At 68.7% G+C, this 13,239-nt stretch carries 11 protein-coding genes; 8 read left to right on the top strand and 3 right to left on the bottom strand.

Going from position 1 to position 13,239, the window contains the following annotated elements:
- Window positions 1–15: 15 nt before the first annotated feature.
- Complete coding sequence (locus tag ACIBI9_RS33930; RefSeq protein WP_397228080.1) at window positions 16–1,650, top strand: asparagine synthetase B family protein; 1,635 nt, start codon at window positions 16–18, stop codon at window positions 1,648–1,650.
- A gap of 263 nt (window positions 1,651–1,913) precedes the next feature.
- On the top strand, window positions 1,914–3,629 hold the full coding sequence (gene treS, locus ACIBI9_RS33925) for a maltose alpha-D-glucosyltransferase (protein WP_397228078.1): 1,716 nt from the start codon (window positions 1,914–1,916) through the stop codon (window positions 3,627–3,629).
- Here the strand turns inward: treS and ACIBI9_RS33920 are convergent.
- The 3 genes from ACIBI9_RS33920 to ACIBI9_RS33910 are packed head-to-tail and all read right to left on the bottom strand — an operon-like array spanning window position 3,616 to window position 7,111.
- On the bottom strand, window positions 3,616–5,883 hold the full coding sequence (locus ACIBI9_RS33920; RefSeq protein WP_397228076.1) for an FtsX-like permease family protein: 2,268 nt from the start codon (window positions 5,881–5,883) through the stop codon (window positions 3,616–3,618). The two genes, treS and ACIBI9_RS33920, sit on opposite strands and share 14 nt — an antisense overlap.
- Window positions 5,880–6,608, bottom strand: coding sequence for an ABC transporter ATP-binding protein (locus ACIBI9_RS33915; RefSeq protein WP_397228074.1), 729 nt, complete (start codon window positions 6,606–6,608; stop codon window positions 5,880–5,882). The genes ACIBI9_RS33920 and ACIBI9_RS33915 overlap by 4 nt, the downstream gene beginning before the upstream one ends.
- A complete protein-coding gene (locus ACIBI9_RS33910) occupies window positions 6,605–7,111 on the bottom strand; it encodes a PadR family transcriptional regulator (RefSeq protein ID WP_397228072.1) in 507 nt (168 codons plus the stop codon). Before ACIBI9_RS33910 ends, ACIBI9_RS33915 begins: the two co-directional genes overlap by 4 nt.
- Window positions 7,112–7,241: 130 nt before the next feature.
- Between ACIBI9_RS33910 and ACIBI9_RS33905 the strand changes: the two genes are divergently transcribed.
- From ACIBI9_RS33905 to ACIBI9_RS33880, 6 genes are all read left to right on the top strand, one after another.
- Window positions 7,242–8,489 carry an ABC transporter substrate-binding protein gene (locus tag ACIBI9_RS33905; protein ID WP_397228070.1) on the top strand — a complete coding sequence of 416 codons (1,248 nt, stop codon included), beginning with the start codon at window positions 7,242–7,244 and terminating at the stop codon, window positions 8,487–8,489.
- 7 nt (window positions 8,490–8,496) lie between these two features.
- Window positions 8,497–9,831, top strand: a complete 1,335-nt coding sequence (locus tag ACIBI9_RS33900) for an ABC transporter substrate-binding protein (RefSeq protein ID WP_397228068.1) — start codon at window positions 8,497–8,499, stop codon at window positions 9,829–9,831.
- A gap of 12 nt (window positions 9,832–9,843) precedes the next feature.
- Window positions 9,844–11,220: an ABC transporter permease subunit gene (locus tag ACIBI9_RS33895; protein WP_397228066.1), complete on the top strand. Its 1,377-nt coding sequence runs from the start codon at window positions 9,844–9,846 to the stop codon at window positions 11,218–11,220.
- Complete coding sequence (locus tag ACIBI9_RS33890; protein WP_397228064.1) at window positions 11,217–12,116, top strand: carbohydrate ABC transporter permease; 900 nt, start codon at window positions 11,217–11,219, stop codon at window positions 12,114–12,116. The genes ACIBI9_RS33895 and ACIBI9_RS33890 overlap by 4 nt, the downstream gene beginning before the upstream one ends.
- A gap of 106 nt (window positions 12,117–12,222) precedes the next feature.
- Window positions 12,223–12,900, top strand: a complete 678-nt coding sequence (locus tag ACIBI9_RS33885) for a uracil-DNA glycosylase (RefSeq protein ID WP_397228062.1) — start codon at window positions 12,223–12,225, stop codon at window positions 12,898–12,900.
- Window positions 12,901–12,910: 10 nt separating this feature from the next.
- On the top strand, window positions 12,911–13,234 hold the full coding sequence (locus ACIBI9_RS33880; protein WP_397228060.1) for a hypothetical protein: 324 nt from the start codon (window positions 12,911–12,913) through the stop codon (window positions 13,232–13,234).
- Window positions 13,235–13,239: the final 5 nt, after the last annotated feature.

Raw genomic sequence — 13,239 nt, 5'->3', positions numbered from 1 at the left:
AAGGGATGAGATCCGGTGCAGTTCAACGTGCGGCCCTACGTCTGCGGCGCTCTCGGCCGGATCGACCCCGCCATACTCGGCAAACTGACCACGGCGGGCCCGAGACTCCTGCCTGCGCTCCAGTCGGCCGACGCGGCGCTGTTCAGCTCGGCGCCGCTGCCGCCCTATCACCGCCTGGGGCACTCGTACGCGTTCTCCTGGGGCGAGCGCAAGCCGTCCGGGGACGACGACTGGATGACGGTCGCGGAGACGTTCGAGACCCCCGGGCTGATCGGCGACGCCGACAGTGTCACGCTCCACACGGGCGCCCTGGGCCTCGTGGACGTCTACTACGTCCGCCTGGGCGAGGCGGTCTACTTCTCGTCGCAGATCCAGCCGCTGCTCAGCCTGGTGCCGGTCGAGATCGACTGGTCGGCGTGGGCGTCGATCCTCCAGGTGACGTTCCCGCTGGGCGAGGCGACGCCGTACGCGGGCGTCAAGCGGCTGCCCGGCTCCAGCGCCCTGGTGTGGCGGCACGGCAGGCTCGCGACCGAGCGCAGGCTGCCGCGCTGGCTGCGTTCGGAGCCACACGAGTCGTGGATCAGCCCGAGCGAGATCGTCGAGCTGCTGGACGAGGTCTACCGGGACTACGAGGGCCGCAAGCTGCTCGTGCCGGTCAGCGGCGGCTACGACTCGCGGCTGCTGGCCGGCGTGGCCAAGGCCCGCGGGATGGACGTCGAGTCGTGGACGACCAGCCCGGACGACGGCACCGACACCGACATCGCGTTCGCCAGGTCGATCACCAGGGAGCTGGGCATCCCCCACCGGGTGATCACCCAGGACGCCGCCGACTACCCGGACGACGCCGTCGAGGTGGCCCGCAGGCTCGAATACCTGACGCCGCACCACGCCTGGTACGCGCCCTTCGCCAAGGAGGTGCACAAGGCGGGCCGGATCCTGGTCGACGGCCTGGCCGGCGGGCCGCTGCTGAAGAACTTCATGGTCAGCGGGGCCGCGCTGGAGGCCACGACGCAGGCCGAGCGCTCGGCGGCCGTGCTCGGCTCGCTGTCGCTGGGGGCGCCCTCGCAGCCGTTCCTGTCCAAGGCCGCCGCCCAGTGGATGGAGGAGACCGTGCGCGAGCAGTTCCTGGCCGCCACCTCCATGCTCCACGGGCACCGCGCCGAGCTGCCGCTGTCGGTGCTGCACACCAGGACCGTGCGCGGCATCGCGCGCTCCGCGGTCAACCTGGTGGGACCCGAGGCGTCGTTCGCCGCACCGTTCATCGACCCGCGCTTCTTCGACGCCGCGTTGTCGGTCGGCGTGGCCCGCAAGGACAAGGGCCGTTTCTACCGCGAAGTGCTCCATGCGGCCAATCCACGGGTGGCCGCACTCCCCTCGACGAATGTGGTCAAACAGCCGCTCCAAAGGGTGCCGCTGCGTTCCACGGCCGCCCCCGCCCGAAATTATTCGCACCGCATGCTGGAGACTGTGGTGAGGAGAGTGCCGGGGCTGCTGTCGGACGAGCTGCACGAGGTGGTCTCAGGCGGTCCCGACGCTTTGACCAGGTTCAACGGCTGGAACGATCGTTTCTGGGTGCGGGGGTTGGTGCTCTTCGGGCTGTGGCTGAGCGACTTCGAGAACGACCTCTCGGACCTCGCGCCACCTTTTTAGTGAACTCTCGGTAACAGGGCGATTACGTACGGATCTCACGGGTATTAACCCTCGCACAGCAGAAGCGGGTTCCGGAAAGCCAACGGGCTGGTAGTGTTCGGCCCGTAAGCGCCGCACAAACGGGCACCAGATCACAAATCCGGTCTCGTTCTAGGGCAGTGGAGTTCGCAGGGATGACGACTCCACGCGGCGCGGTCACCAGATAACAACGCCGGGGCAACCGGTGACTTCGTCCTGCCCACATCTCTTCCTGTGAGCGACATATGATCAACGCATCCCCATTGCCGGAGCCGATCTCCGAGGCGTTCGTCTCAGAGGATCCTGCCTGGTACAAGCGGGCGGTGTTCTACGAGATCCTCGTCCGGGGGTTCAAGGACTCCAACGGCGACGGCACCGGCGACCTTCGCGGTCTCATCGAGAAGCTGGGCTACCTCGAGTGGCTCGGCGTGGACTGCCTGTGGTTGCTGCCGCTGTACGAGTCGCCTCTGCGCGACGGCGGATATGACATCTCGGACTACATGAAGATCCTTCCGGACTTTGGGGACCTGGGAGACTTCGTGCAGCTGATCGAGAAGGCTCACGAACGTGGCCTGCGGATCATCACCGACCTCGTGATGAACCACACCAGCGATCGCCACCCCTGGTTCCAGGCGTCCCGGCACGACCCCGAGGGTCCGTACGGCGACTTCTACGTGTGGTCGGACCATCCTGGCGGCTATCCCGACGCCCCGATCATCTTCATCGGCGCCGAGGAGTCCAACTGGACCTACGACCCGGTGCGCAAGCAGTACTACTGGCACCGTTTCTTCCACCACCAGCCGGACCTCAACTATGACAACCCGGCGGTGCAGGAGGCCATGCTGGAGGTGCTGCGGTTCTGGCTGGACCTGGGCATCGACGGGTTCCGGCTGGACGCGGTGCCGTACCTGTTCGAGCGTGAGGGCACCGCGTGCTCGGGGCTGCCGGAGACGCACGCGTACCTGAAGAAGATCAGGGCCGAGGTGGACCGGCTCTACCCCGACCGGGTGCTGCTGGCCGAGGCCAACGGCTGGCCCGAAGACGTGGTGGAGTACTTCGGCGACCCCACCACGGGGGGCGACGAGTGCCACATGGCCTTCCACTTCCCGCTCATGCCGCGCATCTACATGGCGGTCAAGAAGGAGACCCGCGAGCCGATCTCCGAGATCATGTCGCTCACGCCCAAGCTGCCCGACAAGGCGCAGTGGGGCATCTTCCTTCGCAACCACGACGAGCTCACGCTCGAGACGGTGAGCGAGGAAGAGCGCGACTACATGCACAAGGAGTACGCCAAGGACCCGCGCATGCGGGCCTACCTGGGCATCCGCCGGCGCCTGGCCCCGCTGCTCGACAACGACAGGGACCGGATCGAGCTGTTCACGGCCCTGCTGCTGAGCCTGCCGGGTTCGCCGGTCATGTACTACGGCGACGAGATCGGCATGGGCGACAACATCTGGCTGGAGGACCGCGACTCGGTCCGCACGCCGATGCAGTGGAGCCCAGACCGCAACGCCGGGTTCTCCTCGGCCGACCCCGGGCGGCTCTACCTGCCCGCGGTCATGGACCCGATCTACGGCTACCAGGCGGTCAACGTGGAGGCCCAGCAGCGCCATGAGGGCTCGCTGCTCCACTTCACCCGCAAGATGCTGGAGATCCGGCGCAACCATCCGGTGTTCGGCGTGGGGGCGTACACGGAAATGTGGTCGTCGAACCCCGCCGTGCTCACCTTCGTCCGCGAGGACCGCGACGACATCATGCTGTGCGTGAACAACCTGTCGAAGTTCCCGCAGCCGGTCGAGCTGGACCTGCGCAGGTTCGAGGGGATGGTCCCGGTCGAGGCGCGGGGCGGGGTGGAGTTCCCGCCGGTCGGCGAGCTGCCGTACCTGCTGACGCTGCCGGGGCACGGCTTCTACTGGTTCGCGCTGAAGAAGAAGGAGAAAGCCGCTCTCAGCGCGACGTGACCGGCACCTGGGCACGGGCCGCGCGGCGGGCGGGAATGAGCGCCACCGCGAGGGCCGTGCCCACGGCCGACACGACGGCGACGGCCAACGTCAGGGCAGAGGGCGCGCGCCCGATGCCCGCGCCGACGCCGCTCGTGTGGCCCTGCAGGTCGATCAGCCCGGTCACCACGGACATGCCCGCCGCGGCGCCCGCGCCGACGCCGAGCACGACCAGCAGCCCGGTGCCCGTCACGAGCGTGGCCATGACCTGGCGCGGCGTGAGCCCCATGGCCTTGAGCACGGCCAGGTCGAACGCGTGGTCGCGCAGCCCGAGCGCGCTGGCGGTGAGCAGGTTGGCCAGGGCGATCAGCATCAGCACGGCGATCAGCGCCACGATCACCACCCGGATGATCGCCAGCCGGTCCGCCGGGTTGACCGCGGCCTGCACGTCGAGGCTCTCCTTCGACTCCGCCAGCAGCCGCCCGCGCACCTCTGCGGGGTCCGCGCCCTTCTTGAGGGCGAGCGCGTAGTACTCCGGCGGCACCGAGTCCTTGGCCGCCAGGCTGTCGAGCCCCACGGAGATCACCTCGCCGTCGAGGTCGGGCTCGACTGTCCTGCCGACGATCCTGACGATCAGCGGCGTGCCGCCCACGGTCAGCCGCACCCGGTCGCCGATCTTGATGCCCAGCAGGTCGAGCAGTCCCTGCCCGGCCACCGCCTCCCCCTGACGGCCGTACATGCGCCCCTCGACCACCGGGAACGGGTACGGCTCCGTCGAGCTGCCGATGGCCCGCACGCGGACCGAGCGGGCCATGCCGGGCGCCAGGGCGTCCACGTCGGTGCCCGGATAGACCGTCGCCACGTCCCTGTCGAGCTTGGCGACGCGCTCGGCCTCGGCCGGCTCCGCCTTGCCCGGCCTGACGTACAGGCTCGCGTGCTGGCCGACCTGCTCGGGGTGGTCGGCGAAGTTGTCCAGCGTGGCCCAGACGCCGAGCCCGATCGTGATCATCATCATCGGCACGGCCAGCCCGAACGCCGTCAGGAACGCCGGCACGCGCCTGGTGAAGGCATCTCTGGTGCCCAGGACGAGGGCGGGCGGGAGGCGTACGAGGAGGGCCAGCCGGGCCAGCCTGGACAGGCGGCCGCGCGGCGGCAGGGCGGGCGCGTCGGGGATCGGCGGCGTGCGGCCGCCGCGCCAGGCGGGCAGCCCCACGGCGGCCAGCACCACCAGGGCCGTGCCCGCGACGATGGCCAGCACGGGGATCGGCGCCACGGACGTCGCGCCGAGCATCGCCGCCATCACGCCCCAGCCCACCACGGCGCCGATCGCGACGCCGAGCAGGCCCAGCGCGCCGTGCTCGACCAGGAGCAGCAGCGCGATCTGGCCCTTGGTGAAGCCCATCGACTTGAGCGTGGCCAGGTCGCGGAGCTGGGCCAGCACCCGGCCGCCGGCCGCGTTGGCCAGGGCGAGCGCGGCGGCCACCAGCCCGACCACCCCGAACAGCGCCAGCAGCGTGCCCAGCAGCCGGTTGTCCAGCTCCATGGCGGCCCTGACCTCGCGCCAGGTGTAGACGCGCTGGAGCTTGTCCTCCAGCATGACGACCACGCGCTGCGAGACGACCTGCGTGGCGTCGGGGTCGGCCAGGCGCAGCCCGGTCACCCACTCGCTGCGGCCCAGCATGGGCTCGATGCGGTCGAGCATGACGGGCAGCACGTAGGCCAGGCCGGGCGTCCACTGGGGGTAGAAGCCCTGCTCGGCGGAGTCGGCGATGCCGCGTACGTACAGGGTGTGGCGCTCGCCGCTGAGCGCGATGATCGTGAAGGACGCGCCGATCCTGAGCCGCAGCGAGCTCGCGAACGAGCGCTCGACGACCACGCCGTCGGGCTGTGAGGCGTCCAGCCACCTGCCCTCGGCCACCACCGGGTGCGCCACCTGCGGCGGCGCGGCGGGCATCGCGCGCAGCGCGGCCGGCTCCCTCTTGCCGTCCTGCGCCACGGTCACGGGCGCCGACCGGTAGGGGCCCGCGATCTGCGTCACGCCGTCGATGCCGCTCAGGTCAGCCTGGGGGCTGTCGTCGGTGTAGAGCCAGATGTGGGCGCCGTCGGTCTGGGCGAACAGGCTGCGCCACGGGTTGGTGCCCTCCTCCAGCAGGGTCGCCGCGGTGATCAGCGCGGCCACGATCCCGGCCACGGTCAGCACCGTCAGCACCGCCTGGCCCTTGCGGGCCCGCAGGTCGGCCTTGATCCACCGGCTCCCCGCCAAAGAGGCACTCATCGGAGGTCGATCACCTCGCCGGCCGTGCGCGTGCGGCGGCGCGCGATGCGGCCGTCGTCCACGATCTCCCCGTCGAACAGCGACACCAGCCGGTCGGCCAGGCTCGCCACGCGCGCGTCGTGGGTGACCATCACGATCGTCTGGCCCTCCTTGTGGACGTCGCTGAGCAGGCGGAGCACGTCTCGGGTGTTGCGGCTGTCGAGGTTGCCGGTGGGCTCGTCGGCCAGCAGCACGCTGGGCTGGTTGGCCAGCGCCCTGGCCAGCGCGACCCGCTGCTGCTCGCCCCCGGAGAGCTGGGCGGGCGAGGCCTCGGCGCGGTCGGTGAGGTTGAGCGCGCCGAGCAGGCTCTCCCTGCGCTCGCGGGCCACCTTGGGCGAGGCCCCGGCCAGCAGCGCGGGCAGCTCGACGTTGTCGCCCACGGTCATGTTGGCGACGAGGTTGAAGAACTGGAAGACGAACCCGACCTTCTTGCGCCGCAGCAGCGCCCAGGCGCTCTCCGAGAGCGTGTCGACGCGTTTGCCGTCGAGCCAGATCTCGCCGCTCGTCCGGGTGTCGAGCCCGCCGAGCATGTGGACGAGCGTGGACTTCCCGGAGCCGGACGGCCCCATGATTGCGACGAATTCACCCGGCTCGACCTGCAGGTCCACGCCGCGTACGGCAGGCACGGGCACCGCGCCATCCTGGTAGATTTTGACCAGATTGACCGTTTTCACAACCGCGCTCATGCCAGATCCTCCTGGCAACGCTCCAGCCAGTCAAGATCTGCCTGCAGGTGGAGCATGGCGCCCTCGATGAGGAGCATGGCCACCCGGTCGGTCGGCGCAGTGCGGGCCAGGAGGTCATTGAGATCGCTCATGAGCGACAGGTAGTGGCGGCGCTGACGACTGATCAGCGCCATCCGGTCGGCGATGCCGGTGAGTGGGGCCAGCACGAGCTTCATGAAGAACTCGTCGCGCACCCTGGGGCCCTCGGTGGGCTCGTCCACCCAGAGGGTGAGCACGTCACGGCCCTTGGCCGTGAGGTAGTAGACCTTCTTGTTGGGCCGGTTGGACTGTTCGACGTCCACCGCCCTGACGAGGCCGTCCTTCTCCAGCCTGCCGAGCGTGACGTAGATCTGGCCGATGTTGGGGGACGGATAGGCACTGCCGAACGTCTGCTCGAGCGCCTGTTTGAGCTCGTAGCCATGGGCCGGCTCTTTCGCCAGGAGCGCCAGCAGGTGAAGCCGCACCGCCCCACCTCCCCGCCGTGTTACGAACGCGTTACGCAGCTAGCCGTTGACCTACAGATTACATGTGTGCATAACATGAATGCATCTACCTAACACGTATGTAAATCACTCTGAACGCGGAGGAAACAGAGTGCGCTCGCTCACGCTCCCCCTGGTCGTCCTCCTGGCGGCGGCCGGTTGCGCGCCGGCGAGCAATGAGGGCGGCGGCGAAACTGGCACGGGCGGCACAGGCCCCATCACGTTCGCCACCGGCCGCGACACCACGGCGTACCTGCAACCCTTGCTGGACCGCTGGAACCAGGCCCACCCGGCCGAGAAGGTGACGCTGCTGGAGCTGCCCGAGGCCGCCGACGAGCAGCGCGCTCAGATGGCGGCCAACCTCCAGGCCAAGAGCAGCCGGTACGACGTACTGGGGCTCGACGTGGTGTGGACCGCCGAGTTCGCGGAGAACGGCTGGATCATCCCCCTGGAGCGCGGGTTGTTCCCGCTCGACAGGTTCCTGCCGCCCGTCGTGGAAACGGCGGTCTACAAGGACAAGCTCTGGGCCGTCCCGTACACGAGCAACGCAGGGTTGCTCTACTACCGGACCGACCTGGTCAAGAAGCCCCCGCGGACGTGGGCCGAGCTTCGCGACCAATCACGACAGATAACGAAAAAGCACGATATTGGAGGCTATGCCGGGCAGTTCCTGGCTTATGAAGGGCTCACCGTCAACTTCTCCGAGGCTCTGCAGTCCGCCGGCGGGCAGATCGTCAGCAAGGACGGCGCCGAGGTGACCCTCGACCCGGCCAAGACGCGCATCGCACTCGACTTCCTGCTCCAGGGCCTGCGCGAGGGCTGGATCCCCAAGGAGTCGCTGAGCTACAAGGAGGAGGAGACGCGCCTGGCCTTCCAGGAGGGCCGGCTCGCCTTCGCCCGCAACTGGCCGCACGGCTACGGCCCGGCCAGGGCGAAACTGGGCGACAAGCTGGGGGTGACCCGGCTGCCGGGGCTCAACGGCCCCGGGTCCAGCACGCTGGGCGGCGCCAACCTCGCCATCAGCGCCTACTCCAAGCGTCAGCACACGGCGCAGGAGTTCATCCGCTACTTCACCAGTCTGGAGAACGAGCGCCGCGTCCTCACCGAGGGCTCCTTCCCTCCCGTGTGGACCGAGCTCTACGACGACCCCGCCCTGATCAAGCGCTTCCCCTACCTGCCCGTGCTCAAGGAGAGCATCCTCGCCGCCAAGGCACGGCCGGTGAGCGCCAACTACAACCAGCTGAGCCTGGTGATCGCCAGTTCGGTCGCCAAGGCGCTCGGCAACCCCTACACCGAGTCCGCGGACGACGTCGCGGTCTCCATGAAGTCAGAACTCGAAGAGATCATCAGAACCCAGTGAGGCAGCCATGCGAAACGCCAGAGCAGCAGCAATCCTGGCCGGGCTCGCGGTAGCCGTTGCCGCCTGCGGCAACGCCCCGACAACCACCTCGCCGTCCACCGACGCTTCAGGCTCCGCGTCGGCCCCCGCCGCCGGCGCCAAGCCGCTGCAGGGCGTGAAGCTCGAGGTCGCCGCCAAGTGGACCGGCGACGAGCAGAAGAACTTCCAGCAGGTGCTCAAGGCCTTCACCGAGAAGACCGGCGCGCAGGTCACGTACGCCTCCACCGGTGAGGACACCGGCGCCTACCTCGGCCCGCGCATCCAGGGCAAGAACCCGCCGGACGTCGCGATCCTGCCGCAGCCTGGCCTGGTGCAGCAGTACGCCGACCAGAACGCGCTCATCCCGCTGACCGACGACGTCGTCAAGGAGGTGGACACCAACTACACCCCGTACTGGAAGGAGCTCGGCTCCGCCAGCGGCAAGGTGTACGGCGTGCTCATCAAGGCGGCGCACAAGTCGCTGGTCTGGTACCGGTCGCAGGCGTACGACGACGCGGGCGTGCAGCCTGCCACCACCTGGGACGAGCTGGTCAAGAACGCGCAGACCATCGCCGACTCCGGCACCGCGCCGTTCTCGTTCTGCGGCGCGTCCGGCTGGACGCTGACCGACCTCTTCGAGAACGTCTACCTGTCCACCGCCGGGCCGGAGAACTACGACAAGCTCTCCAAGCACGAGATCCCGTGGACGGACCCCACCGTGACCACCGCGCTGGAGAAGATCGCGCAGATCGCGGGCAAGAAGGAGTTCGTGGTCGACGGCAACGCCGGCGCCCTGCAGACCGACTTCCCCGGCTGCGTGACCAAGGTCTACGGCGACAAGAAGGCCGCCATGGTGATCGAGGCCGACTTCGTGGCCGTCTCCGCGGCGCAGTCGAAGGCCAAGGTGGGCGAGGACGCCAAGTACTTCCCGTTCCCCAAGGTCGGTGACACAGCTCCCGTCGTCCTGGGCGGCGACGTCGCGGTCGCGATGAAGGACTCCCCCGGCGCGATGGCGCTGCTGCAGTTCCTGGCCTCCAAGGAGGGCGGCGAGATCTGGGCGAAGCTGCCCGGCTACCTGTCGCCCAACAAGAACGTCTCCCCCGACAACTACCCCGACGAGCTGACCAAGCAGCTCGGCCAGACGATCGTCTCAGCCGGCGACGCCGTCCGCTACGACATGTCCGACCTGGCGCCGAGCGCGTTCGGCGCCACCGACGGCAAGGGCGAGTGGAAGGCGCTGCAGGACTTCCTGCGCAACCCGAGCGACATCAAGGGCGCTCAGACCACACTGGAAGCCGAGGCCAAGAAGGCCTGGAAGAAGTAAAGAGGTAAGGCCGTGACCGAACGGTTGGACGGCCCGCAGGTCTCGTCCGCGGACACCGCGGACGAGCCCTCCACCGGACCGGCTGAAACCCCCCGTACGCAAAGACGCCTCGGCCCCTCGCCGGCGGTCGCCATAGCCTTCCTCCTCCCGGCGGCGGTGCTGCTGGGCATCTGGGTGGTCTACCCGATCGTCTACTCCATCTTCCGGAGCCTGTTCGACTCGGCGGGCACCGGATTCGTGGGACTGGGCAACTACGCCACGATCTTCACCGACTCCGGCATGCTCACCACGATCCGCAACAACCTCATCTGGGTTGTCATCGCGCCGATCGTGGTGACCACGCTGGGCCTGATCTTCGCGGTCCTGACCGAGCGGATCAGGTGGTCGACGGCGTTCAAACTGATCGTGTTCATGCCCATGGCGGTCTCCCTGATGGCGGCGGGCGTGATCTTCCGCTTCGTCTACGAGCAGGACCCCGCCAAGGGCGTGGCCAACGCCGTGCTCACCACCGTGCACGACACGTTCTCCTCCTCGCAGGGCTACCCGGAAGCGCGCCCACGCGAGGGCGACCAGTCACCGGTCGCCGCCGACGGCGGCGCGGTCGTCACCAAGCAGCCCGCCCAGGCGGGTCAACCGGTGCTGATCCCGATCGTGGGCGTCAAGCCGAACGCCCTGCCGAGCAACGCCCAGGCCGCCAAGGCCCCCGCGGCCGGCGACGGCCTCTCGGGGACTGTGTGGTTCGACTTCACGCCGGGAGGCGGCGGCAAGAACGGCGAGGTGGACGCCTCGGAGAAGGGCCTGCCGGGCATGACCGTCGAGGCGGTGCAGAACGGCAAGGTCGCCGCGACCGCTACGACGGCCGACGACGGCTCGTTCCGCTTCCAGGACCTGTCCGCCGGCTCCTATGTCGTACGACTCCCGCAGTCGAACTTCCAGGCCGCCTACAAAGGCCTGAGCTGGCTCGGCCCGACACTCATCACCCCGGCGATCATCGGCGCGTTCGTGTGGGTGTGGGCCGGTTTCGCCATGGTGCTGATCGCGGCGGGGCTCGCGGCGATCCCGCGTGACGCGCTGGAGGCGGCCCGCATCGACGGCGCCACGGAGTGGCAGGTGTTCCGCAAGATCACCGTGCCGCTGCTGTCGCCGGTGCTGCTCGTCGTCTTCGTGACGATGATCATCAATACACTGAAGGTGTTCGACCTGGTCTTCATCATCGCTCCGGCCTCGGTCCAACCCCAGGCGAACGTGGTCGCGCTGGAGATGTGGCGCGTGGCGTTCGGCGGCGGGAACAACCAGGGTCTGGGCAGCGCGCTGGCCGTCTTCCTGCTCGTTCTGGTCCTCCCCTTCATGATCATGAACATTCGCCGGTTCAGGAGGGACGAATCATGACGACAGCCACGGCTACCGCCCCTTCGGGGCTGGAGACGGGCGCGCCGCGCAGGAGCGTGGCGAGCAAGATCGTGGACCGGATCGGCGGCGGCGCCGTCCAGGTGATCATGATCTTGCTGGGCCTGTTCTGGCTGGTGCCGACGCTGGGCCTGCTCGTCGTCTCGATGCGTACGACGGACGTCAACACCTCCGAGGGCTGGTGGACGATCTTCACCAAGCCCGCCGAGCTGACCCTGGCGAACTACGCGGACCTGCTGGCCAGCGGCTTCACGGCGTCCTTCTGGAACACCGTGCTGATCACGGTGCCGACCACGATCCTGGTGATCGGCATCGCGGCCATGGCCGCCTACGCGTTCGCGTGGATGGAGTTCCCCGGGCGTGACGGGGCGTTCCTCGTCGTGGTCGGGCTGCTGATCGTGCCCATCCAGATCGCGCTGATCCCCGTCGCGTCCTTCTACGGAGGCATCGGGATCTTCGGCTCGATCCCGGGCGTGGTGCTGTTCCACACGGCGTTCGGCCTGCCGTTCGCCATCTTCCTGCTGCGCAACTTCTTCGTCGGCATCCCGTCCTCCCTGCTGGAGGCGGCGCGGATGGACGGGGCGCCCGAGTGGAAGATCTTCGTGTCGGTGGTGTTCCCGCTGGGCAAGCCGGCGATCGCCTCGCTGGGCATATTCCAGTTCCTGTGGGTGTGGAACGACATGCTCATCGCGCTGGTCTTCGCCAACACCGACAACCAGCCGATGACCAAGGCCCTGCAGTCTCAGATGCGGCAGTTCGGATCGAACGTGGACATCCTCTCGTCCGGTGCGTTCCTGTCGCTGATCATCCCGCTGGTCCTGTTCTTCGCGTTCCAGCGGTACTTCGTCCAGGGCATGATGGCCGGCTCCGTGAAGTGATCAAGGTGCCCGCGCGGTCCGCGCGGGCACCTTGTGATCATTCTGGTACGGCTGGACCCGACGTTTCGGCAGCAAGCCGTACCAGACCTAGATAAGCTCATCGGCCATGGCCGGTCGTCCACTGAACGAAGTCGTCGAAGCCGGATGGGCCCGCGCGCTCGAGCCCGTCTCCGAGCAGATCTCCCTGATGGGCGAGTTCCTGCGCAAGGAAATCGCCGATGGCAGGCAGTACCTGCCCGCGGGCACGCACGTGCTGCGTGCCTTCAACCAGCCCTTCGACGACGTCAAGGTGCTGATCGTGGGCCAGGACCCCTACCCCACGCCCGGTCACCCGGTCGGGCTGTCGTTCTCGGTGGCGCCCGAGGTGCGGCCACTGCCCGGCAGCCTGGTCAACATCTACAAGGAGATGGAGACCGACCTCGGCCTCCCCCGCCCCGCCAACGGCGACCTGACGCCGTGGGCCGAGCAGGGCGTCCTGCTCCTCAACAGGGTCCTCACCGTGATGCCCGGCAAGCCCGCCTCCCACCGGGGCAAGGGCTGGGAGCAGGTCACCGAGCAGGCCATCCACGCCCTCGTGGCGCGCGACAAGCCGATGGTGGCCATCCTCTGGGGCCGCGACGCCCGCAACCTGGCCCCGATGCTCGGCGACGTGCCCCGCATCGAGTCCGCCCACCCCTCCCCCCTCTCGGCGCGCAGCGGCTTCTTCGGCTCGCGTCCCTTCAGCCGGGCCAATGAGCTGCTGGAACAGCAAGGCGCGGCACCTGTCGAGTGGAAGCTGCCCTAGAGTCGTCGCCATGAGTGATGAACCGAAGTTCCTGCGCCTCACGGTCGAGCTGACCGTCGAGGTGCTTGACGTGGACGCGTTGCAGGCGGCCGCGCTGGCCGAGATCCGGCACCCGGACGCCGACCTCACCGCCGAGGAGCGCACCGAGCAGGCCGAGCTGGTCGGCTCCGACGAGACGGGCGCCTCGGCGCTGCAGTGGCTCATCGAGCCGGACCACGTGCTGCAGCTCGTCGACCACATCAACGAGATCGAGCCGCGCGAGGCCGTCCTCGGGGTGGAGCCCTCCGAGGGCCCCAGCGAGGATGAGGACGAAGAGGAGCACGACCACGCGTGACGCGT

The sequence above is a fragment of the Nonomuraea sp. NPDC050451 genome (assembly GCF_044458585.1).
The sequence above is the reverse complement of the archived record's forward strand: the minus strand, read 5'-3'. Positions and strand labels throughout refer to the sequence as shown.

Excerpts from the sequence above, each read along its gene's own strand:
- ACIBI9_RS33920 (WP_397228076.1), bottom strand. The coding sequence starts at position 5,883 with ATGAGTGCCTCTTTGGCGGGGAGCCGGTGGATCAAGGCCGACCTGCGG.
- ACIBI9_RS33880 (WP_397228060.1), top strand. The coding sequence starts at position 12,911 with ATGAGTGATGAACCGAAGTTCCTGCGCCTCACGGTCGAGCTGACCGTC.
- ACIBI9_RS33915 (WP_397228074.1), bottom strand. The coding sequence starts at position 6,608 with ATGAGCGCGGTTGTGAAAACGGTCAATCTGGTCAAAATCTACCAGGAT.
- treS (WP_397228078.1), top strand. The coding sequence starts at position 1,914 with ATGATCAACGCATCCCCATTGCCGGAGCCGATCTCCGAGGCGTTCGTC.
- ACIBI9_RS33890 (WP_397228064.1), top strand. The coding sequence starts at position 11,217 with ATGACGACAGCCACGGCTACCGCCCCTTCGGGGCTGGAGACGGGCGCG.
- ACIBI9_RS33885 (WP_397228062.1), top strand. The coding sequence starts at position 12,223 with ATGGCCGGTCGTCCACTGAACGAAGTCGTCGAAGCCGGATGGGCCCGC.
- ACIBI9_RS33900 (WP_397228068.1), top strand. The coding sequence starts at position 8,497 with ATGCGAAACGCCAGAGCAGCAGCAATCCTGGCCGGGCTCGCGGTAGCC.